Source organism: Mucilaginibacter sp. P2_A4 (assembly GCF_056405015.1).
In genome coordinates this window covers 112,566-139,079 of record NZ_JBFUCX010000009.1, presented here as the reverse complement: position 1 = coordinate 139,079, position 26,514 = coordinate 112,566, and the positions used below count along the sequence as shown (strand labels likewise).

Sequence of the window (26,514 nt, the reverse complement as noted above, 5' to 3'; positions counted from 1 at the left end):
GTGTGTTTCTTTGTTAAAAGGTGACATCTAATCCCAGGGTGTAGGTCTTCATGAAAGGATACCCCCTGGCGCCAATATCCGAGGCATCAGGTGTGATCGCTTCCGGGTCGATATATTTGGATTTGAGTTTGGTTAGGGTGAACAGGTTTTGGCTGGTAAAGAAAAAACGCATGCGTTCAATTTTCCACTTTTTAATGATGTGGGAAGGCAGGTTATAGCCCAGTGTCGCGTTCTTTAATTTGATATAGGCCAGGTTCTGCAGGTACTTGTCGTTGTTGTAATATAGCTCGCCCCCTGAATATGCCGCATAACCCCTGTTTAAAGGGAAATATGAGTTAGGGTTTTGTGGTGTCCATAATTTGCTCTCGTAATCTTTAGGGATAAAAGACGAATATGGTCTGCCTAAAGTACCCCAGAACATACCTGCCTCGGTATTAGGATACCAGTTTTGTTTGCCTATTCCCTGGAAAAATAGCGAAAGATCGAAATTGCCATAGTTGAACCCGGCATTGATGCCAAAAGAATAGCGGGGCAATGAATTGCCGATCTTTTTCAAGTCGCCATGGTCGGCCACTGTATTCTTGCCATCGTTGATCACGCCGTCGCCATTGGTATCCTTAAATTTCAGATCGCCCGCATGCAATTGCGCCCATTCTCCGGGCGAACCAGTACGCTGGCCGTCAACATAGTCCTGGTTAATTTTCCAGTTTTTAGCTTCCTCGTCTGATTTAAAAAAGCCATCAATACTGTAGCCCCACATTTCGCCGAGCTGTTGCCCTACATAAAAGTTGTTGAGCAAACCGTTGGGGTTGTCAAACCTGGTGATCTTCGCTTTATAATCCGATAATACGATCCCAAAGTTATAACCAAAGGGTTTATTCATGATGGTTCCATTGTCCTTCCAGTTGATGGTGATATCCCAGCCTTTGGTATCCAGGTCGCCGGCGTTTTGCTTTGGAGAATCCGCGCCGAATACCGATGGTAATGTTTTACCATTGATCAGCATATTGGTGGTTTTGCGGTCATACCAGTCAAATGATGTTTGCAGCCGGTTATTGAAGAAAGCCATATCTGTACCCAGGTTAAGGGAAGTTGATTTTTCCCAGGTGAAATCAGGTACAACCGGTTTTGGCGAGCTTAAGGTTTGTTGCTGGGTGCCATTCACAATCCATTTGGAAAGGGCAGAGGTAATAACCGGGATATAAGGGTACAGGTTACTGTTGCCTGTGCCTACATCCTGGTTACCTAATGAACCGTAGGAGGCCCGGAACTTAAACTCGGATACCACGGGTTTAAGCACTTTGAAGAAATCTTCTTCGCTAACGCGCCATCCTGCTGATACCGAAGGAAAGAAACCAAAACGGCTTTTGGTTGGGAAGCGGGAAGTACCATCGTACCTGCCATTAACTTCCAGCAGGTATTTGCTTTTATAGTCATAATTGATTCTGCCGAAATAACCCAGTAAGGCCCATTCGCTGGCATTGCCGCCGGCCTGCTGTGCTCCTGTACCCAGGTCTATCTGGTTCAGGTCTTCTGACAGAAGATTCTGGCGTTGGGTGCTGTTTGATTTGTACTTCTGCAATTCATAATTGTATCCCCCGGTGATCTTAAAGCTATGATCTTTTATTTTTTGCTCGTAGGTTGCGTAAATATTTACGGAATGATGCTGGTTCAGCTGCGTACTTTCTTTTAACTGGTCATAACCTTCATAGTTGATCACTCCGGGGTTAATTGACCATGGGATTAGTGTTTTACGCTGAAAATCGGAGTAGGGGCTCAGCTGGAAAGAGTAAACGCCATTTAATATCAGTCCCTTGGTGATCTGCGCGTTAAAGCCAAGGGCGTTGGTGATGTCGTAACTTTTGGTACCGCCAAGGCTTTTGCCATTCTGTAAGTCGGCATATTCATTTGCACCATAGTTATTCAGGTTTGTGCGGTATGTGAAAGTCCCGTCTGGATTTTGCGGAACATAAGCGGCCATGGCATGATTATATAAACCAGGGTTATTGGAGTTGTAGCCATTGGCAGGCCAAACATAATCGTTGGCGGCAAACTGCGTATTGGAAAAGGCGGTCAGCCATTTAGATAGGTGCGCATTGACCTTGGCCCTGAAATTATAAGCATTATAAACATCTTCCCGCAGGTCCGACTGGTAGATGCCTTTTTGCTGGTAATACCTGCCCGATAGTAAAAAATCTACCTTATCATTGCCTCCGGTGATACTTAAATGATGCTCCATAGCTGGTGTGGTGTTCCTGAACAGGAAATGCCACCAGTCTGTATTGCCATAATATACATACTGGTTCTGCCCGTTCCGGTTCTGTATCACAACCGATGGCAGGGATTTGTCGGTTTGTCTTAGTTTAAGCTGGGCATAATCATCGGCTGTATAACCGCTGTAACTGTTACCAACGTTGCGGGAAAATGCTTCGTCAACCAGTTTCATCTGCGTGTAACCATCGGTTATAAAATCGGTTTTGGTAGCCACCTGTTGCAGGCTGAAATTGCTTCCGAAATTGATGGATACTTTTCCGTTTTTTGCTTTTTTGGTGGTGATGAGAATCACCCCGAAAGCTGCCCTTGCGCCATATATGGCAGATGAGGCCGCATCTTTTAAAACTGATACCGTTTCCACATCATGCGGGTTGATCATGTTCACGTCGCCCGGCACGCCATCGATCAATACAAGCGGTGAACCACTCACGTTGGTAATAGAGGCATAACCACGCACGTTGAATTTTCCCTGGCTGCCGGGGTGACCATCGCCAAAAGTGATGTTAAGGTTTGGGATAGCACCCTGTAAAGCCTGTGCGATACCCGCTACTGGCCGGTCGTCAAACACTTTAGAATCTACCTGGCTAACCGCTCCGGTCAGGTTCACCTTTTTTTGCGTGCCGTAACCAACAACTACAACTTCATTTAGTCCGTTTGCAGCCGGTAGCAGTTGGGCGTCCAGGGCGGTTGTTTCGCTGGCTTTGATGATTACATGTTCAAATCGCCTGCTTTGATAGGAGATGTAACTTATTTCCACGGAATAATCACCCGCGGGAGCCTGTAGCAGATAATTTCCGTTGTCGTCACTTTGAATCCCTTTGTTCAGCTCCAAGATCCTGATCGTAGCGCCGGGAAGGTACAGACTTTTTTCGTCGGTGATCCTGCCGCTAAGTTTGCCTGGCTGTTGTTGTTTGATCACTGCGCTGCTGAGCATGTTGATCACCACAATGCCGTTTACCTCTTTAAACCCAAGCGAGCGTGGGGTAAGTAGCTTTTTAAGCACATTTTCCAGGGTTTCGTTCCTGAAATTGAGGCTGACGCCCGTATACCTGCTGATGAGCTGGCGGTCATAGGCGAAGTTGATGCTGCTTTGCTCCTGTAGTTCATGGATGGCAGCTTCCATGGACGCGTTCCTGATATCGACAGAAACCCTTTTTTCGAGGATCTGCCCGCTGCTGGCATGCGCCGGAAGCAGGAGGGAAGCAGTTGTGATTACCGTAAGTAACACAAAAGTAAATCTCATTGCTTTAATGATAACTTGATTAAAATTTAATTTCATACATTGTATGGCTTTTGATTGTGAAAGATTTGAAGCATTGCCGGTGATCCGGCTTTTAAAGGAGATGGTTGTTTGCAGCAACCGTCTCTCTTTGTTTTATCGGAAAATTTCTATGGTGTCCCTCCTTTGTTTAATTTTTAAATGATGTATGGCAGTAATAACTTCCAGGGCTTTGAGCGCCGGCATGGAAGTGCTGAGTGTGGCAGTGAAGTGGTTTAAGAACACGCGTTTTTCATTGGTTGAAATATGCAGCCCGTAATTCTTCTCCATTAAAATGGCCATCTCGGCAAAGCTGGCATCGTTTAATACCATGTTGCCTTGCTGCCATGTTAAAGTTTGTTGATCGAGCGATGACATCGTAAGGCGTGCCTGTTTTTTATCGAACACCAACTGCTGATTATTGACCAGGTATTGTGTTGTTTTATTTTTAAGCATTACACCCACTTTACCATGAGTAACCCCAACTGATAATTTATTAAGCGCGCTATAGGCACGTATATTAAAAGCAGTACCCAATACCTGGGTGGTTAAGGGCCCGCTCTTGATGATAAAGGGGTGATTATTGTCGTGCTTTACATCAAAAAAAGCTTCGCCGTCTTCAATAATTACATTTCTTGCTGATTTAAAGCTATTGGCTATGCGGATAGAGGAACTGCTATTTAAAGTAATAACAGTACCGTCGGGCAAATTAACCCGTTTGCGTTGGCCCGTTTGGGTGCTTATGGTACTATAGCCTGTTATTGCTAAAGTTGATTTTTTTTCGGGTTGACTATGTTTCCAAAAAAGAAACCCTGCGGAACTTATCAGCAGCATGGTAGCCGCGATTTTTAACCAATGGTAGTTTATACTTTTAACAGCAGCACCATTATTGTTAAGTTGAGGCATGATGGATAGCCAGATGTCCTCTTTAATTTGCTGCTCTTTTTCTCTGTCCAGGGCAACCGGTGATTCTTCATCCAGTTTATTGTACCAGGCATCTATCTTATTATTTTCGGCCGGCGAGGTTTTGCTTGCTAAGTAGCGTTTTAATATTTCCCTTATTTTAAGGATGTCCATGAGCAGTGCTTTTGACCTATTATCTAAGCAAACAGCTTTTAGTACTATACGCGGTGTGTTAAGTTTGTATTAAGTTTCTACTTATGGGATGTGTAAAGCAGAAAAACTACGGGAAGTATCCAATCACCTGTCTGGTGATCCAGAACAGCCGACCGAAGCCTTTTGAGTGCCTGGGTGATCTGGTTTTTAACCGTTTGTTCAGACAGGTCGAGTTGTGCAGCAATTGTAGCAATGGGCATATCATCTTCTCTGCTCATCCTGAAGATCAGCTGCATCTTCTCGGGCATATTGTTAATGGCCGTATCCAGGAGTTTGCCTAATTCCTTATTTTCCATCAGTGTATCCGGGGCCGCTTCAAAAGCGATGTCCAGTGATTCTGCTTTTTTTATTTGAGCGGATGCATAGGTGTAAAAACTAATGGTTCTGTATTTTAGCGCGGTAAAAAGATACTTGCTTAAATCCTCTTCCTTTATAACACTGATCCCGTGTCTCCTTTTCCACAGCGATACCATTACTTCCTGCACCAGGTCTTTGGCTTCATCTTCGCCCACATTTTTGGCTGCCCGCAGGTATAATGATTTCCAGTGCCGGTCATAAATCTGTCGGAAAGCATGCTGGTCGTTGGTTTGCATGGCGGCAACCAAATCAATATCATTTGTAATCTCTTCGAAGTTTGCCATGCGGCAGCAAAAATAAATGGCGAATATCGTTTTAGCGACTTCCTTGTGTTATGCTTTTATTAACAATGCAGCTGAATTATTTGCCTATTTTAAAGATAACGGCCAGGATGGATTACACCTAGCCTATAGCGATGATGGATTTAATTAGCCGGCGTTAAAAAATGACAGTTCGTTTTCGCAAAGTTATACCATAAATTACACGCTACAATATCTATAGTTATTATAGATTATTTATCTTTACTGCATATTGATTATTAATTTGCTTAATAATTACCTTGTATCTTAGTTTATATTACCCATTTACTGAACAGTATAGTAGTAATGGGCCGGATAAGATGGCCGCCATAGGAGCGAGGTTCAGGTACGGTGAAACTTTTGAATTGATAATTTAATGAAACACTCCGACTCTCAGGCTATTTTAGTATTTTTTGATACTAAAAAGCCTTATGAAGAAATGGCGGCAAAATTCAAAGGGGAAGGAATTATCAGCGTCTGTTCATTTGCGCCTTACAGCACCTTGATCAGTATAACCAGCGGGCTGCCTGAAGAAAACAGTAAGGCTCATCAAGTGATTAGCCAGCTGGCCAAGTAAAAGCAGTTTGTAATTTAGTTAAATACCTTATTATGAAACATATATTTAAATTTTTTAGTGTTATTTTTTTGTTGGCACTCAGTTGCATAGCTGTGGCACAAAATAAAATCGTTGTTTTTCAATCGGATTTCGGACTTAAGGATGGTGCCGTTTCGGCCATGAAAGGCGTAGCCAACGGCGTATCGCCCGATCTGAAATTGTATGATCTTACCCATGAAATACCCGCCTATAACATTTGGGAGGCATCCTACCGGTTGTTCCAAACAATAAACTACTGGCCGGCGGGTACTGTGTTCGTTTCGGTTGTTGACCCCGGAGTTGGTACAACCCGTAAATCGGTAGTGTTGAAAACCAATACAGGCCAGTTTATAGTTACGCCCGATAACGGCACGCTCACGCTGGTAGCCGAGACTTTTGGAATAGCGGAGATCAGGGAGATAGACGAGGCCGTTAACCGCCGCAAGGATTCTGGTAAATCCTATACTTTTCACGGCCGGGATGTGTACGCTTACACTGCCGCCCGTTTAGCTGCAGGGGTGATCAGCTTTGAGCAAGTTGGATCTGTACTGCCAAAACAGGTAGTCAATATCCCTTATCAAAAGGCTGCGTTTGAGGGAGGAAAGCTGAAAGGCACTATCGCTATTCTTGATATCCAATACGGGAACATCTGGACAAATATTGGCGATGACCTGGTTAAACAGCTTAACCCCGCATACGGCGATGCTTTGCATGTTATTATTTACCACAGCGGCAAAAAAGCCTATGAGGGCGATGCACCATACAGCCAAACCTTTGGCGCCGTTGCACAGGGCAAACCCTTAAGTTACCTGAACAGCTTGCTACAGCTTTCATTTGCGCTTAACCAGGCGAGTTTCGCAGATGTACACAAAATAAGCAGCGGCAACGACTGGAGTGTAGAAGTATCGCTGGCTTCGAAAAAATAAAATGTAAAATAGTTTGTTTACTGCTCCTGATTTTATCATCATGAAAACAAAATTTACTCCTGCTATTTTGTTCTTCCTGTTCATCAATACGGTTGCTAATGCACAGGATAAAGTAATTGCCGGCCACATAGCCGATAATGCCGGTAAACCTGTTCATGGCGCAACTATTATTGCCCAGCCATCAGGCAGGGGTACAGCCAGTAGTTCAGACGGATCCTTCCGCTTTTCAGCTGCCAATACCGATAAAACCATTAAGGTTACCATGTTAGGTTACGAAGCCTATATCCAAACCATAACAGGCTCATCCAAATTTGACATTGCTTTGCAGCCATCATCTGGTAACGTGCTGAACGAGGTTGTGCTGGTGGGCACTCGGAGCGCGGGCCGCACACGCTTAAATACAACCGCACCTGTTGATGTATTTGATATTGTCAAACTTCAGCAGCAAACGCCCCAAAATGATCTGAACCAACTGCTGCAATACGCGTCACCGTCATTTAACTCCAACAGGCAGTCATCATCTGACGGCACCGAACATATTGACCCGGCAAGCATCCGTGGCCTGGGGCCCGACCAATTGCTGGTGCTTATCAACGGTAAACGCCGGCATACCACATCACTTGTAAACAACCAGGGAACTATTGGCAACGGTTCTGTTGGTACTGATCTAAACGCGATCCCGGCTTCAGCAATTGAAAGGATCGAGGTATTGCGCGATGGTGCTTCGGCTCAATATGGTTCTGACGCTATTGCGGGTGTGGTAAACATCGTGCTCAAAAAAAATACCGGTGCCCTGTTTGCGTCAGCCACGGGTGGTGTAAGCTCAAAAAGCGATGGGGGATTGGGGCAGCTTAACCTCAATTACGGCACTGCTTTAGGCAAAAACGGGGGGTACATCAATATTACCGGCGAAGGCTACATTCGCGACCGCACAACCCGCGCGCAGAACAACAACCTTATTATTTTTGATCAGTCGGCGCTTAATAACTTTTTCGCTTACGATTTTACCAATGATCCTGCAGCTTCACGCAAATACGATGATGATATGCTGAAACAAAAAGGATTGAGCCGCGATAAATTTAATTTTCAAATAGGCGATGCAAAGATCAAAAATTTAGGATCGTTCATTAATCTCAGCCTGCCGTTCAGCGATGGGAAAGGTGAGTTTTATGCATTTGGCGGGTATAGCTACCGGCAGGGCGAGGGTTACGGTTTCCGCCGTTTGCCGAGTGATTATACAGTGAATGTATACAGTGTTTTTCCTGATGGTTACCAGCCTAACACTACATCTCACATCAGCGACAGATCAATAGCTTTTGGTTTTAAACATACGCTGGGCAGTTGGAAAGCCGACTTGAGCAATACTCTTGGCGATAACAGGTTTGATTATTTTATAAATAATACCGTAAATGCGTCGCTTGAAGATAAGTCGCCAACCAGCTTTAAAGCTGGCGGCCACGAGTTTTTACAAAATACAACCAACTTTGATATCAGCCGTAAATTTGATGTATTACAGGGGTTAAACCTGGCCTTCGGTGCCGAGTTCAGGGTAGATAAATACCAGATCCGTGCCGGCGAGGAAGCATCATGGAAAAACTACGCATTGGTAACTGCCGCGGATGGTACGGTTTCAAACCCTTCGGGACTGGCCGGCGGCTCACAATCGTTTCCAGGCTTTTCGCCGCAGAACGCCGTTAATAAAGCCCGTAACAACACCGGCGTTTATGCGGATGCAGAGCTGGATGTAACATCCAAATGGCTTATCAGCGGTGCCACACGTTTTGAGCATTACAGTGATTTTGGATCGGCGCTGAGCGGCAAATTTGCAACGCGGTATAAGGTAGCCAGTGGTTTTAATTTACGCGGTGCCATAAGTAACGGTTTCAGGGCACCATCGTTACAGCAGCAATACTTTAGCTACGTAAGCACAGATATACTGCCCGATAATACTTTGGGCGCATCAGGCTTTTTTACCAATAACAGCGCAGTGGCCAAAGCACTGGGTATCCCCAAATTAAAGCAGGAAAAATCAGTTAATTACAGCTTTGGGTTTACAACCCAACCAGTAAAAAACCTGAACATCTCTGCCGATAGTTACCTGATCAACATTAAAGACAGGATAGTGCTTACAGGCAGTTTTGGGTTCGATCCGGATGGAAACGCGGTACAGGCCATACAGGATATTATTAACCCGCTCGGTGCAAGCTCTGCCCGGTTTTTCAGTAACGCGGTGGATACCCGTACCAAAGGCATCGATGTAGTGGCCGATTACACCATTCACAGTGGTAGCAGCAGGTTTAATGCCTCATTAGGCTTTAATATCAACACCAATAAAATAACAGGTATTCATGTACCCAGCCAGTTAAAAGGGCAGGAGCGGATCTTCTTTTCGCCCAATGACAGCACACTAATAGTTAAAGGCACACCACACACCAAAACCAATTTATCGTTAGCTTATAGCTATAAAAAGTTTAGTGTGTTCCTGCGCAATGTATATTTCGGGGCGGTTGACCGTAATGATTTTCCATTTGGGGAAGAGCAGCAGTTTAAAGGTAAGGTAGTTACTGATATTTCCTTTAGCTATGCTATTAACCCTGTTACGCTAACTATCGGCGCAAATAACCTGTTTAATATCTATCCGGATAAACAGGTTTATGATAACAGTTATTTTGGCGTATTTAAATATGCGCCGGTACAAATGGGAACATTAGGAGCATTCTTTTTTGGCCGGTTAACACTTATTATTCCTGCAGGTAAGTAACATGTTTTTTTAAACTGAGCTGTATAGTGCCTGGAATCAAATAATACCAGGTGGATCTCAAATGAAAAAATAAAAATAATAGCTTTAATATTCTTCGCCGCGCCGGCAGGGTTTAATTGCAGCAGATGTTATTGGCTACATCGGCCAATACTTTTACGGATGGGCCGTTAGACAATTGAAAAAATCACTAACTTTTAGTCACGTGCTGCGTTCAATCCGAATATTAAAACAAACGATTAACTATTTTCCATAAAATTTATTGAATAACGGCATATGATTGCAACTGTAAATGGTATTGTCGAGATTTATCCAAATAAAACCGGGTTGTTTTACACTTAAATATGTTTATGCCTGACGGAGCCTTTAAAATCTATTATTTAAGCGAAACAGCCGTTACTGTTGAGTTTGGGCAACAAATTGCCGGGAATTTGTTGAACGCGGTTAATAGTTTAAACAATTTGCTTTACGGGCGGCCATTTCCCGGTTTCCGTACAACGGTGCCCGCGTATGCCACACTCACGGTTTTTTACGATCCTGTTTTAGTGATAAAATCTGATTTACCGGGCGCAGACTGCTTTGAAAAAGTATCGGCTTACCTCACTGATCTGAATCGTCAAAAGAAAACGGCTAAGCCAGTTGAGGGGGATATTGTTACTATCCAGGTGTGTTATGGAGGCGACTTTGGCCCTGATTTAGAAGAGGTAGCCGGTCGGCATCGCTTCAGCATAGCGGAGGTAGTCAGGTTACACAGCGCAGCCACCTACAAAGTTTACATGATAGGTTTTGTACCGGGTTTTGCTTATTTAGGCGGGATGGATGAACGATTGGCCACGCCACGCAAAGCCACGCCACGAAAGTCTGTACCATCCGGAGCAGTCGGTATCGCAGGGCAGCAAACAGGTGTTTATCCATTGGAAACACCAGGCGGCTGGCAGATCATCGGGCGAACGCCGCTTAGATTATTTGATCAGAATCGCAGGCAGCCGTCATTATTAAAGCCCGGCGATACGGTGATCTTTAAGGCTATCGATGCGAAAGAATTTAAGGAATTAACAGCCGGTTAATATGCAGATACGAATATTAAAGGCCGGCTTCATGAGCACCATACAGGATAGGGGGCGTTACCAATACCTATCGCAGGCGGTGCCGGTATCAGGGGTAATGGATACGCTGTCGGCACGTATTGCCAACAAGGTTGTGGGTAACGGAGATGATGCCGCTGTCATCGAATTTACTTATGCCGATGTGGAATTTATTGCTGGAACCGATCTGTTGATTGCTTATGCAGGCGATGGAGCGATATTAATAGCAGGCGAACAAGAATTACTGGCTGGGCGTCCTCTTTTCATTCCATCCGGAACAACCATCAAATTAACAAATAATCCATGCGGCATCCGTACCTATTTGGCAGTCGCCGGCGGCTGGGATGTGCCGGAAATTTTGGGCAGCAAAAGTACTTTCCTGACCGCCGGTTTTGGCGGTTTGGATGGCCGGGTTCTTCAAAAAGGAGATGTCTTGCAAAACGATGAGAAACTATCCATCAGCACACAAAAAATATTAAAAAGCCTTAGAAGCGATCAGGTCAATTATCCCAAATGGAGCATTTCCCCGCAAAGTTTTTTACCAGCAAACCGTAAAACGATCAAGGTGGTACCCGGAAACGAATTTGGCTGGTTTGATGCCCGGAGTATCGCCGGTTTTTTGTCGGCACCATATATTATTGGCCGGCAAAGTAACAGAATGGGGTACCATTTGGAAGGCGCAGCACTACATCGCTTTAAAAATGATGAATTACTAAGTACATCAGTAACGCCGGGCACCATACAAGTTACCGGCAGCGGCAGCATGGTGCTTTTAATGGCAGATTGCCAGACAACCGGGGGATATCCTCGGATAGCACAAGTAGCAGCTGTGGATATGCCTCTATGCGCCCAGCTAAAACCGGGCGACACCATTTATTTTAAAGAAATTAGTCGGCGTGAAGCAGAAGTGCTGTATATTGAACGTGAACAACAATTACATCAGCTAACCACAGCTGTACAAAGCAAATATTTATAAATTGATATCATGCAAAGCATAGACCTGAACTGTGATATGGGGGAGGCCTTTGGCAACTACCCCATGCCAAACGATGATACCCTGATGGATTATATCACATCAGCTAATATAGCCTGCGGTTTCCATGCCGGCGACCCGGAAGTAATGCAGCATACGGTTGGCATGGCGGTGAAAAAGGGGGTGGCCATTGGCGCGCATCCGGGCCTGCCCGATTTGCAGGGCTTCGGCAGGCGGGAAATGAAGATATCAGCAAGTGAAGCCTACCAGATGACCTTGTACCAGATTGGTGCCTTGTCGGGCTTTGTTAAAGCCGCTTACGGGAAACTTCACCACGTAAAAGCACACGGCGCGTTATATAATATGGCTGCTAAGGATATTAATTTAGCTAAAGCTATTGCCGAGGCGGTGCACGATTTTGATTCCTCATTGATATTATACGGACTGGCTAACAGCGAAATGATTACCTGGGCAAAAAAAATAGGTTTGACTACGGCATCGGAAGTGTTTGCAGATCGCACTTACCAGGACGATGGCTCACTCACCCCACGCACCCAAAGCAACGCGCTGATTACCGATGAACAGCAATCTATCAGCCAGGTGCTGATGATGGTGAAACAACAACAGGTTATATCAACCAATAAAAAAAGCATCAGCTTAAGGGCCGAAACGCTATGCCTGCACGGCGATGGTGCGCATGCGGTTGAATTTGCCAAAAAAATCAATGAAAAATTGAAAGCCGAGGGCGTAAGCATTAAAGCCCCGGTGCAATAAATGAAAAAGCAGCACAATTGGAGCGTTTTAATAGGTGCCGCTTTCCTGATGGCATCTTCAGCTATAGGTCCTGGTTTTTTAACACAAACCGCTGTATTTACCGCGCAGTTAGGTGCCAGCTTTGGTTTTGTGATATTGCTTTCGGTGGTGCTGGATGCTATTGCCCAGTTAAATATCTGGCGTATTATTACGGTAGCTGATAAGCCTGCGCAGGATATTGCTAATCAGCTTTTGCCTGGTCTGGGGTATTTTATTTCGTTCCTTGTGTTTTTGGGTGGTATGGCGTTCAATATCGGTAATATTGCCGGGGCCGGGTTGGGCCTTAATGTTTTGTTTGGTGTAAGCGTTGGGCAGGGTGCCGTGATGAGCGCTATTGTGGCCATTGGCATATTTATCTATAAAGAATCAGGCAAGGCCATGGACTTGTTTGCCAAGTGCATGGGCTGCCTGAAAATTGCATTGGCGCTATATGTTGCCTATATCAGTAACCCACCATTGGCTGAAGCAGCAGCCCGAGCGGTAAATCCTTCCCAATTTAGCTTTACTGCGGTGCTCACCATTGTTGGCGGCACTGTGGGCGGCTACATTACTTTTGCCGGGGCACACCGCCTGCTGGATGCAGGGATATCCGGTCAGCAAAACCTGCCTGCAGTTAATCGGGGTGCCTTAAGCGCTATCGGGTTAGCGTCGCTCATGCGGCTGTTGTTGTTTATCGCTGCTTTGGGTGTAATTACTGCCGGAGGCAAGCTTGATCCGGCTAATCCGGCGGCCTCTATATTTCAACTCGCCGCTGGCCAGGTTGGTTATAAACTTTTCGGGGTGATCATCTGGGCTGCGGGGATATCTTCCGTCGTGGGCTCGGCTTATACTTCAGTTTCGTTTATCAGAAGTTTTAGCCCATTGATTTTAAAATGGAACCGCAAAATTATTATTGCCTTCATTATCGTATCCTGCTGTATTTTTCTGGCGATAGGCAAACCTGTGAAAATACTACTCATAGTTGGAGCAATTAATGGCTTTATATTGCCCATTGCTTTGGGCGTGATGCTAATTGCCGCTTACCGGTCAAAGATCATAGCATCATACAAACAACCTTTATGGCTTACTATTTTAGGCGTGCTGGTTGTTGGCACCATGACCTGGATGAGCATAGGTGCCATTACACAAATGTTAGGACATTAATAAATATATGAGATTAACTAAACTGATATTATTCCTGTTGATTATAAATGCCGTTGCAATGGCCCAGCAAAAAGTTAAACCTGTGCCTGTGGAGGCCGGGGTTTCCTACCAATTGGCGCAGTACAGGCATTCGGTAATAAGCGATATCCTTTATCGTATCAGCATAAAAGTACCGGCTGCACGAAATGAGCGGGTTACCGGCGACATCGGGATCCAATTTATACTGAAATCCGTAGATCAACCGCTGCAAATTGACTTTAAGCAGGATGCGGGCAATGTTAAACTGATTCAGTTGATAGATCATACCACCATTCCGATTATCTTGGAAAAGGAGCATATCATTATTGATAAAAAATACCTGCGTATTGGGGAAAACATGATTATGATTACGTTTAGTGCAGGTGATGCCTCGCTGAATCGGAACGACGATTATTTATATAGTCTTTCCGTTCCCGACCGTGCCCGTACCATATTCCCTTGCTTCGATCAGCCCAGCTTAAAGGCTCAGTTCTTACTGACACTTAGTGTGCCTAAAGATTGGCAGGTGCTGGCAAATGGCATAAAGCAAACCGAGCCGGCACCCGAAGAACATGATAACCAGGTAAAGTATTTTTTTAGCACTACGGATAAGTTGCCCACCTATCTGTTCTCGTTCACTGCCGGAAAATACGCTGACGTCAGGCAGATGATAGGAAACCGTGAAGCCGAATTCCTGCATCGTGAAACTGATTCCGCCAAAATTAAATTAAATTCTGATTCCATATTCACAGCTCATCAGGATGCCATTAGCTTTTTGGAAAACTGGACGGGGATACCTTATCCATTTCAAAAGATAGGGTTTGTGGCCATACCCGATTTTCAGTTTGGCGGAATGGAACATCCAGGCGAGGTACAATATAAGGCATCCAGCTTGTTTTTAGATGAAGGCGCTACCAAAGATCAACTCATCGCGCGGTCTAATTTGATCTCGCACGAAACAGCGCATATGTGGTTTGGCGATCTGGTGACCATGGAATGGTTCAACGATGTTTGGATGAAGGAAGTGTTTGCCAACTTTATGGCCGATAAGGTGACCGAAAAACTTATGGGGACCGAAACGTTTAATCTAAAATTTTTGCAGGATCATTATCCGGCAGCCTATGGGGTTGACCGGACCCCGGGGGCTAATCCAATACGGCAGCAACTGGATAATTTACAGGACGCGGGTTCGCTGTACGGCAATATTATCTATCATAAAGCACCCATTATGATGCGCCAGTTGGAAAGCCTGATGGGTAAAGATAATTTCCAGAAAGGTATACGCGAATACCTGAAAAAATACGCCTACGGTAATGCTACCTGGCCTGAACTGATAGCCATCCTGAGCAAATACAGCACTACTAACCTGTATACCTGGAACAACGTTTGGGTAAACCAGCCAGGCCGGCCGGTGTTTGATTTTAAAGTGAATTATGGCGGCAATAAAATCAGGAGTTTAATCATCAGCCAACATCCTGAAGTAGGGGCGCAACGCATATGGCCACAGGTTTTTAATATCACCCTGGTTTATCCTGATCATAGCAAAACCATCCCGGTAAACATGAATGCGCGGCAAATTGTACTGAACGCCGCTGCAGGTTTGGCAAAGCCCTCGTTCATCTTATTTAATTCCGATGGGGTGGGCTATGGTCTGTTCCCAACAGACAGGGCCATGACCAGTAGCTGTTTTAATTTGGAAAGCCCCTTGCAGCGGGCATCGGCTTATATTAACGCGTATGAGAATATGCTGGCCGGTCGTGTTTTTAAACCGGTTGAATTATTAAAACTTTACCTGCACGGCATCGGCATCGAAAAAAATGAGATGAACCTGCGCCTGCTTACCGGCTATGTTACCAGCGTTTACTGGACGTTTACTTTGCCCGAAAAGCGGACTGCTTTAAGCATGGCTGTTGAACAAGCTTTATGGACCTCTATGGAGCAACAGAAAGCGCCAAACAATAAAAAGATACTGTTTGGCGCTTACCAAAACGTTTATTTAAGTTCTGAAGCTAAAAGCCGAATCTACCAGATATGGTTAACCCAAAAGCCTCCGGCCGGCATTAAACTGGCCGAAGATGATTATACCGCTATGGCGCTTTCCATTGCCCTGAAAAGCGATACAGTTACTTCGGTATTGAAACAGCAGCAAGCCAGGGTAAGTAACGCTGAACGCAAAAACAGGCTTACTTTCCTGATGTCCGCCCTGTCCCTGAGTGAGCAGGAGCGCGACGGTTTTTTTAACAGCCTTGCGGATCGTAAAAACAGGGCAAAAGAAGCCTGGGTAACAGCCGCGCTGAGTTATTTAAATCACCCGTTAAGGCAAAAAACATCTATAAAATACCTCCGCAAAAGCCTGGAACTGGTTGAAGAAATTCAGCGAACTGGCGACGTGTTTTTTCCGCAATCGTGGCTGGGCGCGGTCTTTGGTAACTATCAAACTAAGGAGGCTTATCAGATTGTCGGCGATTTTCTGAAACAGCATCCCAATTATAACCCTAAGTTAAAAGATAAAATACTGCAGGCTATTGATAACCTGCAGCGGGCGCAACGAATGCTAAAACGCTGATCGAATTAAAGAAATTGAGCATGGGCGACATCAAACCGCAAATTTCACGAACACCGGGATAGGATAAAAATATTTTATAGCTTAATACCTGCGTACTGTTTTACTACTTATCTTTAATCAAATGGAAGAAACAGGTAAAACTTTAACGGAATTTAAGGCTTCATTAAATTTAGAACAGCCTATTGGTGAGTTGTCTGCGCAGTTGAAAAGTCTCTGGTATGATGGTAAAGGTGATTGGCGTAAAGCGCATGAACTGGTTGATCAGTTGAATGATCCGGCATCGGCGTGGGTTCATGCTTACCTGCACCGTAAAGAAGGTGACATAGGGAACGCCGATTACTGGTATCGCAGAGCAGGGAAAATTCGCCCAGACCTGTCTTTGAAAGCGGAATGGGAGCAATTAGTGTTACAATTTCTTTGACAGGAGGTCGCTATACCTGGTAGATGCTGAAAAAAGCGATGGCGGATGGTACAGCCTGCAAGAAAGCAAACAGGTAGGCCTTTGTGCTGCAAGCCAAAATGATACCCGCTGCTTCAGAAAGGGAAAACGTACAGTGGACAATCAGGAAAACATATATAAAGGTTTTTGTTAACAGGTTTTATCGGGATGCTGTAATTATGGATTTAAATTTGAGACGATGGTACTATTTTTTTAAGCGAACGGTAAACGTTGAGCCTTCGCGGTAAGTAGAACTAACGGTAATTGTACTATTTAAAAGATAAAGCAGGTCTTTAACGGTTGATAATCCAATACCTGAACCAGAATTGTTAAAACGATCCTTAGTTTTTAATGTGAAATTATTGGTAAATATTTTTTCCAAATATTCTTCGGGAATACCCGATCCATTGTCTTCTACTTCCAACTGGTAAAATTCATCAGTTTCAGCGAATCGGACTTTGATCACACATTTATTTTTGTCATTATAGCGAATAGCATTACTTAATAAGTTGATCAGTATTTGCTCAAAGGCAATAATAGAAAAGTATACCTTATGCGTAGCTATAGGCAAATCGATCTGTACATTATCCGGAACAACCAACAGGCTTAACAACCTGTTCACCAAAGCTTTTAACTCAAACTCCCGCTTTTTTTTCAATAGTAAAGCCGGGTTTTTAGAATAGGCCATCATCTCATCAACCAAAGTAAGCAGGTTATCTGTAGCCGAGATATTCATATTCACTAATCGCAGGCAACCATCATTTTGTATTATTTCCTGGCGCCCTCGTAAAGCTTGTGAAGTCAGTTTGATACTGCTCAACGGATTTTTAATGTCGTGGGCAGCCATTGAAGCAAACTTTTGTATCAACACGTTTGCATTCATTAATTCCTGGTTCATTTTTTCAAGCGTCGTAACTTTTCTGCGCAGCTCAATTTTATCTACAACCTGTTTAGCCAGCGCTTTTAACGCATCAATTTGCGCCTCACTGAAATCATGCGTTTCTTGATCCAGCACACAAAGGGTGCCTAACGCAAATCCATCCTCATTTATTAAAGGAACGCCTGCGTAGAAGGTAACTTTGGCTTCAGATACTACAGGATTGGTAGCAAAACGCTCATCAAACGAGGCGTCGGGAACAATCAGTATATCTTCCTGGGAGGCGATGGTGTAGGTACAAAAAGATAAATCTCTGAAATTTTCTGAAAGGTCAGTACCGATATGCGATTTAAACCACTGCCGTTTATCATCAATAAAGGTAATAAGGGAAATAGGTGTGTGGCAAATCGCTGACGCTATGGAAGCAATGGCATCAAAATCTTTTTCTTCACCACTATCCATGATGTGATAGGATTGTAAAGCAATTAACCTTTCAGTTTCATTCTCGGGAAGAGGTAATGTTTTTATAGCCATCGTTGGTGTAAACAAAACAAATATATGCTTTAATAAATCCTTAACAGTCACCATCAGGTAACAAGGCTGCTAATAGCCGGCATCGTATTAGACTATTTATATCTACGGATAAAGAAATACTATTCATAAATAATTTTAAACCTCATCTCATTCTTATGGATGTTAAACTGGTAGATATGTATATATTATTTATTTTCAGGTAGTTAAATAAAAATAATAAAAAGCAATACATCCCGGTGATTATTGTTTCCGGAACACATGATTTAGCGTACAATAGCCCTATTTAAAGTGCAGTTTTAGTTACTCCTCCATTAATCTTGTATAATTTTATATTAATCACAAGTCTGATTTCTAAATAAATTTAATTTTTTGCTATAATTTAACGTCAGTTCCATTTCTGGCCGCTCAAAACAAATTGTTGTTTTTTTCGGTTCTTAAATTTATTTTTCATTTTGAACTAGATTATGCCCGAACCATCAGATAAAAATAAACAAAGAGAACAGGCCGTTGCCGCTAGTGAAGAGCGCCTGCGGGCATTGGTTACCGCAACTTCCGACGTCATTTACACCCTGAGCCCGGATTGGGCCGTGATGCATGAGTTGGATGGTCGAGGCTTTCTAAAAGACGCCCATGAGCCGGTAAGGGATTGGAAATCCCGGAATATCTACCCGGACGATTTGGGCATGGTCAACGCTGCCATTAACGCTTCAATAGCAGGCAAAAAAATATTCGAACTGGAACATCGGGTTATTAGGGCAGACGGCACACCAGGTTGGACTTTTTCGCGTGCCGTACCCATCCTTGACAAAAAAGGCGAGATCATCGAATGGTTTGGTGTGGCCAGCGACATCACGGAGCGCAAAAAGGCGGAAGACGCATTAGCGGTAACACGGGAGCGGTCTGAACAACAAAGAAGGACCTTTGAGACTATTACTTCCAATACACCTGACCTTATGTATGTATTCGGTTTGGATTACCGCTTTACTTATGCGAATAGTGCTTTATTAGATATGTGGGGTAAATCCTGGGAAAACTCAATTGGTAAAAGCCTGCTGGAAAATGGTTATGAGCCCTGGCATGCCCAAATGCACGAACGGGAAATAGACCAGGTCCGTGCTACCAAAAAATCTGTTCGTGGTGAGGTGTCCTTCCCTCACGCGGTACTTGGCCGCCGTGTTTACGATTATATATTAACCCCGGTACTTAATGCGCAGGGCGAGGTAGAAGCCGTAGCCGGGACAACGCGGGATGTTACGGAACGTAAGCGATCAGAAGAAATGCTTGGACAGGCCTCCGAAGAGTTACAAGCCATTAACGAAGAAATAGTAGCGGTTAATGAAGAACAAGCAGCTTCCAACGAAGAGCTAACTGCCACTAACAATGAATTGGCGCTGGTGAACGAGCAGTTACAGGAAGCCAGGCAAAAGTTCGAAGAAAGCCAGGTGGCGCTGCGCTTAGCGCTCGACGCAGCGAATTTCGGCACCTGGTTTATCCATTCCGAAACGCGGCAGTTCGTCACCGATGCCCGGCTTAAAGAACTGTTTGGTTATTATCCGGATGAAAACCTTACTATAGAACAGGCCTTGGCGCAAATCACCGATGAATACCGCAGTGTTGTCGCCTCAAAATTGGAGAATGCAATCTATAATAATGGCGACTATGATGTTACCTACCCCGTGGTAGGTCTACATGACAATCGGCTGCGATGGCTTCGCGCCGTCGGTAACCTTAAAGTTGATCTGTCCGGAACCTTTTCCGCGTTTACGGGAGTGGTCATGGATATTACAGAACAACAGCTGGCGGCGCAAAAGATTGAAGCAAGCGAAAAACATTTTCGTTATCTGGCCGACTTGGTGCCCGCCAAGATCAGCAATGCGCTTCCCAGTGGAGAAGTTACATTTTTTAATAAACAATGGCTTGACTATGCCGGTATGAGTTTCGAGAATCTGCGCGATTTTGGGTATCAAGCAATGATGCACCCCGACGAGATACCAGGTTTTCAGGCACAGCTGGGTGAGGCCGCCGCTAAAGGTGTGGCGTTGGAAAGTGAAATGCGCTTCAAAGATATGAACGGCAATTACCGCTGGCACCTGAATATCGCTTCACCGATATTGAACGAAAATGGCGAGATTACAATGTGGGTTGGCTCAACTATAGATATCCAGCGTATTAAAGAAGAAGATCAGCGCAAAAGTGATTTCATTGGGATGGTTAGCCACGAGTTAAAAACACCGCTTACTTCACTTAACGGTTATCTTCAGATGCTACAGCTCAAGGCCAAGAAGGCAGAAGATAGTCTTGCCAACGGCGCACTGGAACAGTCTTTAAAACAGGTTAAGCGAATGACGACCATGATCAATGGCTTTTTAAATGTATCCAGGCTAGAATCAGGCAAGATCTATATCGAAAAGCAACAGTTTGATATGGCGGATTTAATTAAAGAAATGGCCGAAGAAACGAAGCCTCTTTATATAGGTCATGAATTTATATTTTACCCGGTGGAATCAACGATGGTTAATGCCGACCGTGATAAAATAGGGCAGGTGATCAATAACTTTATCAGTAATGCTGTTAAATATTCCAGGAATGGTACCTCTATTCAGATTGCCGGTGTACAGGTGGATGGTTTTTTCCGGGTAAGCGTAAGTGATGAAGGTATGGGCATTGATAAACTGGACATGCCCCGGCTTTTTGAACGTTATTACAGGGTTAATAACAATAACAATATTTCAGGTTTTGGAATAGGTTTATACTTGAGCGCGGAAATCATCGAACGGCATCAGGGCAAGATCTGGGCGGAAAGCGAGCCCGGCAAAGGTTCCACATTTTATTTTAGCCTGCCTCTGGCACTTCGGTAGCTATCGGCACCAACAACCGGATCGAACAGGTAAAGGAGATTAATTTTCCGCATTCTATAGGCTTGCTATATTCTGCCTTTGCCTACTATCTTGACTTCAAAGTCAATTGTGGTGAATATAAAGTGATGGGCCTGGCGCCATGTGGCGAACCATTGTATACCGATGTAATTTTCAAACACCTCGTGGATTTGAAAGACGACGGCTCCTTTAGCCTCAACATGCGCTATAGCCGGGGTTATATTCTTTTTCTTTTGGCTTCTATAGTCTCGTATAACTACCTCAATTAATGTCAGGTTGCTTTCAGCAACACATCATCAATGGTTGTAATTCCCCCTCTTAACCCTTCTTTCAGGCCCGACGAAATAGGGGTGAAGGGAAGGGCCCCGCTCCGATAAACTGGAACCGGCGGGCGAGTTTTAACCTTGGTTGGTTTACACCATATTTTGATATGTTTATATATCTTTGGAGCTACGTGTCCAATTATTCCCTTAAAATTAAATGAGGCTCAGGTTATATCTTTTATTTTCATGGCTACTGTTGATAAACCTGGATGGGTATGCGCAAACGGCGGCTACCGATTCGTTGTTAAATAAACTCAATACCGTACTGGCTGATAAAGACCGGTATGTAAAGCAAAAAACGGACCGCATTGATGAACTTAAAAAACAGGTAGGTCAGGCCGGCAACATCAATAAAAAGTATAATATTTACCAGCAGTTGTATAACGAGTACAAAAACTTCAGCTACGATTCGGCCTATAACTACGCTAAAAAACTCCAGGCAACCGCCGCTCTGCTTAACGATCCGGGCCGAATGGCCTCTGCTAAAATGGAACTGGGTTTTACGCTCATTTCATCGGGCATGTTTAAAGAAACTCTGGAAACGCTTAACAATATCAACCTGCAATACCTTTCTGCAAATGATAAGGTGGAATACTATTTTCTTATGGCCCGAAGTTATTTCGATCTGTCGGATTTTGACCGGAACGTTGATTACTCTGCAACCTACAATCCAAAAGGAATCGCCTGTATTGATTCGGCGCTTTCATACGCTGTTCCAGACACTTACAATTATTTGGCTTTAAAAGGATTGCAGGCGCTGCGAACATCCAACAATGATGCTGGCGTAAAGTACTACAACGCCTTATTGCAGCTTAAAAATTTAACACCTAACCAATTTGCTGTCAGCGCGTGCTCGCTCAGCTATATCTGCGAGGTGCAGGGCAAGCAGGATCAATCAACCCAATTACTCATCCAGGCAGCTATTGCCGATATTCAATCGGCTACTAAAGAAACCGTAGCCATATATAAACTCGCTGATTTTCTGTACAAAAAAGGCGATCTCAACAATGCTTTCATCTACATTAAGCAGGCCATGGACGATGCAACCTTTTACGGGGCCAGGCACAGGCAGGTAGCCATTAGTAGTATTTTGCCCATTATTGAGGCGCAGCGCATTAGTACGGTAGAGCAGCAAAAACGGTCGTTGTTTATATACTCGTCCATTATTACCGTACTGGTGCTTTTTGTGGTGGTATTTGCGGTGATCATTTTTCGTCAGCTCAAAAAATTACGCATTGCCGATGATCTGATCAAAGAAGCCAATGTATCCTTACAGGAAAGCAATGTAGCGCTGGAGGCTCTAAACCGTAATTTAAGTACCGCCAACAAAATCAAGAACGAATACATAGGCTATTACTTCAACATCAACTCCATTTATATTGATAAACTGGAAAGCTTCCAGAAATCGCTGGATAAAAAGCTAAGCAGCAAACGTTATGAAGACGCGCAGGCTGCCATTAAAAGCCTGAACCTGGAAAACGAGCGACACCAATTGTTCCATACCTTCGATAAAGTTTTCATTTCACTTTTTCCTGATTTTATTAGCCGGTTTGATGTCCTGTTTCATACAGGCGAAAAAATTGCAGTGGCCGAGGGACAGTTGCTCAGTACCGAGCACCGTATTTTTGCCCTCATCAGGATGGGCATCCACGATACCGACAGAATAGCCAAGCTGCTGGGCTACTCGGTGAATACCATATACTCCTACAAAAATCGCATCAAAAACAAATCGTTCATCGCCAATGATGAATTTGAAGATCATATTATGGCGATAGAGGCGGTGTAATTTGGGTAGGAAATAACGCAGACTAACCAAGATAAAGGCTCGCCCGGTCTACGCTTCGCTTATCCACTCTTTAACTTAGTTGAAAAGAGATGTTTCAACTATAGCTAATCAAAACTAAAAACTTTTCAATCCTTCTTTACAGCGAAGCTGGAATGAGATACCCAACCGGCAAAGTGTGGATTGGTTGGTAGGTATTTGCCTGCATACAGAGCCGATTGCTCCGGCGCCTATTTTATATTATACAACATTTTCCATACTTCAGCGCCCAAGGCATATTTACATATGATCACAAAGTTGGTAAAGTGCGCCCGTGACTTGTTTTAGCCCAATATCGGCTCTTTTTAAATCTATATTGGCTCTATATTGGTTTGTAATTAAATGTCTGATAATCAATTATATATAAAGAGTATTTCTTTTGTATTTTCTATATTGAAGTACCAGGCTATTGTTTTGCCAAAATTGCCTCCTTTTATTTGATCCTGATTTGCCAACCAAGGCAAGTGCTAACAAACCAATTTAAAACCAATAATTAAATGAAAAAAGTTTACTTATTTAAGTACGGCCTGACCGTGTTGCTTTTAATTTCTGCAATAGCTGTATTTGCTCAAAAAAGCACTTTCAAAGGCAAGGTGGTTGATGAGCTTAATCAGCCGTTACCAGGCGCTACTGTTCATGTGAAAGGAACAGATCAGGCTACCGTTACCGATATAAACGGTGCCTTTACCATGTCGGGCAGCCAGGTCACAGTAACCGTTCAGATCTCATTTGTGGGATACGACCTGCTGGAACGCGTGATGAAGGCCAATGAAAACCCTGTTATTAAGTTAATTCCTAATTCGAAATCATTAACAGAGGTGGTTGTAGTGGGCTACGGAACGGTCAGGAAATCCGATCTTACAGGTTCTGTATCAAACATCGGCAGTAAAGATCTTAATCCGGGATCTGTAACCAATCCTTTACAGCAACTTACGGGAAAAGCTGCAGGTGTAAGCGTTACGCAGATAGGCAGCGAGCCTGGTGTTGCACCAACCGTGCGTATCCGTGGCATAACGTCATTACAGGGCGGTAACGACCCACTGGTGGTAGTTGATGGTATACAGGGCAATATGGACCTGCTAAACCAGGTGCCGCCAAGTGAAATTGCTGCAGTGGATATATTGAAAGATGCATCGGCAACAGCCATTTACGGGTCACGTGGTGCGCCCGGTGTAATAGTTATTACCACCAAAAAAGGCAGCTCAGGCAAAAGTAGTGTAGAGTACACGGATAACACCTCGCTGGATGTGATCGCCAAAAAACTCTCTGAATTAAATGCCGCCGAGTGGACTGCACAAGCCGAAAAGCAGGGTGTTGACGTATCGGCCAATCATGGCTCAAACACCGATTGGTTTAACTTACTTACCAGGAACGGGGTTACACAAAACCATTCCCTGGCTTTTGGCGGTGGCGCCAATGGTTTTAGTTACCGTGCCTCGGTAAGTGCTATTAACCAAACAGGTATTGTTATCAACTCAAACTATAAAAAATATATAGGCAGGATAACGGCAACCCAAAAGGCTTTGGATGATAAGCTTACCCTTACCATGAATGTAAACAGCGGCATTAATGACGCTGTTTATAGTCCAATAGGTATTGGTCGTGCGGCATTCAATTCAAACCTCATCAGCAATACCTATGTATCAAGGCCAACGGACCCGGTATTTAATACCAATGGATCATACTATGCCGACCCCAACGTATTTCAATACATTAATCCTTATGCCGTTTCACAAACTGTTAAAAACAATGTGAACACTAATAACCTGTTTGGCAGCTTAAGGGCCGACCTGGATATTTACAAAGGTTTATCGGCGGGATGGTTTGGCAGCTGGCGTAAATCTGATACCAACACCGGCTATTACGCGCCGGCGGCATCAACAATTGCAACGGCAATTGATAACAAAGGTATCGGCAATATCAGCAATAGTCACGTTGATGAGAAACTCATGGATATCAGCTTAAGCTACAAACATGAATTTGGTTTAAGTCATTTCGACGCGTTGGCTATTTATGAGTGGCAGGCACAAACCTATAATGGCAGCTTTGCGCAGGGCAGGGGCTTTATCAATGACCTGGCCAGCTACAATGCTTTACAACTGGGTGATATTTCAAAAGTTTTGCAGGGCGATATTTCATCCTATAAAAACGACAGGAGGCTGGTATCCTACATCGGCCAGATCCACTACTCCTACGATAATAAATACCTGTTAACCGCCAGTTTCAGGCGCGATGGTTCAACTGTATTTGGGGCTAACAACAAATGGGCAAATTTCCCATCTGCAGCAATAGCATGGCGAATTGACCAGGAAGGTTTCATGAAGGATCAAAACGTTTTAAGTAGCTTAAAATTACGTGTAGGCTACGGTGTTACCGGTAACCAGCAGGGAATAGGGCCTCAAAACTCTATCGCTTTGGTTGGCCAGGCTGGCTCTGTATTCTTTGGAGGTTCAACCATACCAAATTACGCGGCTACCCAAAATTCAAATCCAAACTTAAGGTGGGAAACACGCAAGCAAACAGATATTGGTTTAGATTTTTCATCACATGACACCCGTTTTAACGGTACTGTTGATGTGTACAACGCCAATACAGAAAACCTGCTGTTTAACTACACCGTTCCACTTGAGGGGCCGTTTTTAACCACCAATATACTGGCCAACGTGGGTACTTTACGCTCGCGCGGTCTGGAGCTTTCTTTAAGCTACATGGTTATTAAAAATCAAAACACCACTTTAACACTTGCAGCTAATGGCTCACTAATGCAAAGCAAGGTTACCAAACTTGGCGGCAAAATTGAAGGCTATGATATACCAACCAATTATGTTGGATGGGGCGGCGGCGGTAACGCGTACCTTGTTGTAGGCAAACCGGTAGGTACCTTCCTTATTTTAAAACACCTGGGCAAAGATGCGAACAGTGCCGAAACCGTTGTTGACCAGGATAAAAACGGCACTATTGACCAGGGATCGCAAAGTAAAGACAGGATTGAAGAAGGCCAGGCATTACCAAAATACACTTATGCCTTTACCCCAAGCTTTACCTACAAAAACTTTGATGCATCGATGGTTTGGCGCGGATCTGGCGGTAATAAAATTTACAATGGCCTGCGCCAGGAGCTAAGTTTATTAGAAAACCTGGGGAAATCAAATGTGCTTTCAAGCGCCGTGCCACTGGGCATCCAATCATCCCAATACGGATCTGACCTTTGGTTGGAGAGCGGATCATACTTAAGATGGGAAAACCTCTCTTTAGGATACAGGTTTAACCTCACCAAAGTTAAATACATCAGCGCGCTGCGTTTATCCTTAACCGGCCAAAATCTGGCCATCATTACCAAATACAAAGGTATTGACCCGGAGTTGGATACAAGCGGCGGAAGCTCATCAGGTGCCGACTACGGAACTTACCCCCGTACCAGGACCTTTTCAATAGGCTTAAACGTTGTTTTAAAATAATCAG

At 44.1% G+C, this 26,514-nt stretch carries 17 protein-coding genes; 13 read left to right on the top strand and 4 right to left on the bottom strand.

Annotated elements, in window-relative coordinates; translation table 11 throughout:
• Positions 1 to 13: 13 nt before the first annotated feature.
• The 3 genes from AC1DYB_RS17355 to AC1DYB_RS17345 all read right to left on the bottom strand — a co-directional run bounded on the left by AC1DYB_RS17355 (position 14) and on the right by AC1DYB_RS17345 (position 5,289).
• On the bottom strand, positions 14 to 3,517 hold the full coding sequence (locus AC1DYB_RS17355) for a TonB-dependent receptor (RefSeq protein WP_477436818.1): 3,504 nt from the start codon (positions 3,515 to 3,517) through the stop codon (positions 14 to 16).
• Positions 3,518 to 3,649: 132 nt separating this feature from the next.
• Positions 3,650 to 4,609 carry a FecR family protein gene (locus AC1DYB_RS17350; RefSeq protein ID WP_477436816.1) on the bottom strand — a complete coding sequence of 320 codons (960 nt, stop codon included), beginning with the start codon at positions 4,607 to 4,609 and terminating at the stop codon, positions 3,650 to 3,652.
• Positions 4,610 to 4,686: 77 nt separating this feature from the next.
• Complete coding sequence (locus AC1DYB_RS17345; RefSeq protein ID WP_477436814.1) at positions 4,687 to 5,289, bottom strand: RNA polymerase sigma factor; 603 nt, start codon at positions 5,287 to 5,289, stop codon at positions 4,687 to 4,689.
• 391 nt (positions 5,290 to 5,680) lie between these two features.
• Here AC1DYB_RS17345 and AC1DYB_RS17340 point away from each other — a divergent pair, with 391 nt between their 5' ends.
• The 9 genes from AC1DYB_RS17340 to AC1DYB_RS17300 all read left to right on the top strand — a co-directional run bounded on the left by AC1DYB_RS17340 (position 5,681) and on the right by AC1DYB_RS17300 (position 16,602).
• Complete coding sequence (locus AC1DYB_RS17340) at positions 5,681 to 5,881, top strand: hypothetical protein (RefSeq protein ID WP_477436812.1); 201 nt, start codon at positions 5,681 to 5,683, stop codon at positions 5,879 to 5,881.
• A gap of 92 nt (positions 5,882 to 5,973) precedes the next feature.
• Complete coding sequence (locus AC1DYB_RS17335) at positions 5,974 to 6,825, top strand: SAM hydrolase/SAM-dependent halogenase family protein (RefSeq protein WP_477436810.1); 852 nt, start codon at positions 5,974 to 5,976, stop codon at positions 6,823 to 6,825.
• A 40-nt stretch (positions 6,826 to 6,865) separates the two neighbouring features.
• Positions 6,866 to 9,586: a TonB-dependent receptor gene (locus AC1DYB_RS17330; protein WP_477436808.1), complete on the top strand. Its 2,721-nt coding sequence runs from the start codon at positions 6,866 to 6,868 to the stop codon at positions 9,584 to 9,586.
• A 347-nt stretch (positions 9,587 to 9,933) separates the two neighbouring features.
• The gene (gene pxpB / locus AC1DYB_RS17325) at positions 9,934 to 10,650 is read left to right on the top strand and encodes a 5-oxoprolinase subunit PxpB (protein ID WP_477436806.1); all 717 of its coding nucleotides are present in this window, start codon (positions 9,934 to 9,936) and stop codon (positions 10,648 to 10,650) included.
• Between the two features lies 1 nt (position 10,651).
• Complete coding sequence (locus tag AC1DYB_RS17320) at positions 10,652 to 11,644, top strand: 5-oxoprolinase subunit C family protein (RefSeq protein ID WP_477436804.1); 993 nt, start codon at positions 10,652 to 10,654, stop codon at positions 11,642 to 11,644.
• 9 nt (positions 11,645 to 11,653) lie between these two features.
• Complete coding sequence (locus tag AC1DYB_RS17315; RefSeq protein ID WP_477436802.1) at positions 11,654 to 12,415, top strand: LamB/YcsF family protein; 762 nt, start codon at positions 11,654 to 11,656, stop codon at positions 12,413 to 12,415.
• Positions 12,416 to 13,597, top strand: coding sequence for an NRAMP family divalent metal transporter (locus AC1DYB_RS17310; protein WP_477436800.1), 1,182 nt, complete (start codon positions 12,416 to 12,418; stop codon positions 13,595 to 13,597). It begins immediately after the preceding gene.
• Positions 13,598 to 13,604: 7 nt separating this feature from the next.
• Positions 13,605 to 16,181, top strand: a complete 2,577-nt coding sequence (locus AC1DYB_RS17305; protein WP_477436798.1) for a M1 family metallopeptidase — start codon at positions 13,605 to 13,607, stop codon at positions 16,179 to 16,181.
• A 121-nt stretch (positions 16,182 to 16,302) separates the two neighbouring features.
• On the top strand, positions 16,303 to 16,602 hold the full coding sequence (locus tag AC1DYB_RS17300) for a hypothetical protein (RefSeq protein WP_477436796.1): 300 nt from the start codon (positions 16,303 to 16,305) through the stop codon (positions 16,600 to 16,602).
• A 223-nt stretch (positions 16,603 to 16,825) separates the two neighbouring features.
• Here AC1DYB_RS17300 and AC1DYB_RS17295 read toward each other — a convergent pair whose 3' ends face one another.
• Positions 16,826 to 18,031: a GAF domain-containing sensor histidine kinase gene (locus AC1DYB_RS17295; RefSeq protein ID WP_477436794.1), complete on the bottom strand. Its 1,206-nt coding sequence runs from the start codon at positions 18,029 to 18,031 to the stop codon at positions 16,826 to 16,828.
• A 464-nt stretch (positions 18,032 to 18,495) separates the two neighbouring features.
• Between AC1DYB_RS17295 and AC1DYB_RS17290 the strand changes: the two genes are divergently transcribed.
• From AC1DYB_RS17290 to AC1DYB_RS17275, 4 genes are all read left to right on the top strand, one after another.
• The gene (locus AC1DYB_RS17290) at positions 18,496 to 20,889 is read left to right on the top strand and encodes a PAS domain S-box protein (protein ID WP_477436792.1); all 2,394 of its coding nucleotides are present in this window, start codon (positions 18,496 to 18,498) and stop codon (positions 20,887 to 20,889) included.
• A gap of 2 nt (positions 20,890 to 20,891) precedes the next feature.
• Entirely contained in the window at positions 20,892 to 21,176 is a 285-nt protein-coding gene (locus tag AC1DYB_RS17285; RefSeq protein ID WP_477436985.1) for a carbamoyltransferase N-terminal domain-containing protein, read from the top strand.
• A gap of 211 nt (positions 21,177 to 21,387) precedes the next feature.
• Positions 21,388 to 23,016, top strand: coding sequence for a DUF6377 domain-containing protein (locus tag AC1DYB_RS17280; protein ID WP_477436790.1), 1,629 nt, complete (start codon positions 21,388 to 21,390; stop codon positions 23,014 to 23,016).
• Between the two features lie 533 nt (positions 23,017 to 23,549).
• Positions 23,550 to 26,510, top strand: coding sequence for a SusC/RagA family TonB-linked outer membrane protein (locus tag AC1DYB_RS17275; protein WP_477436788.1), 2,961 nt, complete (start codon positions 23,550 to 23,552; stop codon positions 26,508 to 26,510).
• The last annotated feature ends 4 nt before the right edge of the window (positions 26,511 to 26,514 follow it).

What these genes read in the sequence shown, in the direction of transcription:
- AC1DYB_RS17355 (WP_477436818.1), bottom strand. Translation starts at nt 3,517, where the DNA reads ATGAGATTTACTTTTGTGTTACTTACGGTAATCACAACTGCTTCCCTC.
- AC1DYB_RS17350 (WP_477436816.1), bottom strand. Translation starts at nt 4,609, where the DNA reads ATGGACATCCTTAAAATAAGGGAAATATTAAAACGCTACTTAGCAAGC.
- AC1DYB_RS17345 (WP_477436814.1), bottom strand. Translation starts at nt 5,289, where the DNA reads ATGGCAAACTTCGAAGAGATTACAAATGATATTGATTTGGTTGCCGCC.
- AC1DYB_RS17340 (WP_477436812.1), top strand. Translation starts at nt 5,681, where the DNA reads ATGAAACACTCCGACTCTCAGGCTATTTTAGTATTTTTTGATACTAAA.
- AC1DYB_RS17330 (WP_477436808.1), top strand. Translation starts at nt 6,866, where the DNA reads ATGAAAACAAAATTTACTCCTGCTATTTTGTTCTTCCTGTTCATCAAT.
- pxpB (WP_477436806.1), top strand. Translation starts at nt 9,934, where the DNA reads ATGCCTGACGGAGCCTTTAAAATCTATTATTTAAGCGAAACAGCCGTT.
- AC1DYB_RS17320 (WP_477436804.1), top strand. Translation starts at nt 10,652, where the DNA reads ATGCAGATACGAATATTAAAGGCCGGCTTCATGAGCACCATACAGGAT.
- AC1DYB_RS17315 (WP_477436802.1), top strand. Translation starts at nt 11,654, where the DNA reads ATGCAAAGCATAGACCTGAACTGTGATATGGGGGAGGCCTTTGGCAAC.
- AC1DYB_RS17310 (WP_477436800.1), top strand. Translation starts at nt 12,416, where the DNA reads ATGAAAAAGCAGCACAATTGGAGCGTTTTAATAGGTGCCGCTTTCCTG.
- AC1DYB_RS17305 (WP_477436798.1), top strand. Translation starts at nt 13,605, where the DNA reads ATGAGATTAACTAAACTGATATTATTCCTGTTGATTATAAATGCCGTT.
- AC1DYB_RS17300 (WP_477436796.1), top strand. Translation starts at nt 16,303, where the DNA reads ATGGAAGAAACAGGTAAAACTTTAACGGAATTTAAGGCTTCATTAAAT.
- AC1DYB_RS17295 (WP_477436794.1), bottom strand. Translation starts at nt 18,031, where the DNA reads ATGGCTATAAAAACATTACCTCTTCCCGAGAATGAAACTGAAAGGTTA.
- AC1DYB_RS17290 (WP_477436792.1), top strand. Translation starts at nt 18,496, where the DNA reads ATGCCCGAACCATCAGATAAAAATAAACAAAGAGAACAGGCCGTTGCC.
- AC1DYB_RS17280 (WP_477436790.1), top strand. Translation starts at nt 21,388, where the DNA reads ATGAGGCTCAGGTTATATCTTTTATTTTCATGGCTACTGTTGATAAAC.
- AC1DYB_RS17275 (WP_477436788.1), top strand. Translation starts at nt 23,550, where the DNA reads ATGAAAAAAGTTTACTTATTTAAGTACGGCCTGACCGTGTTGCTTTTA.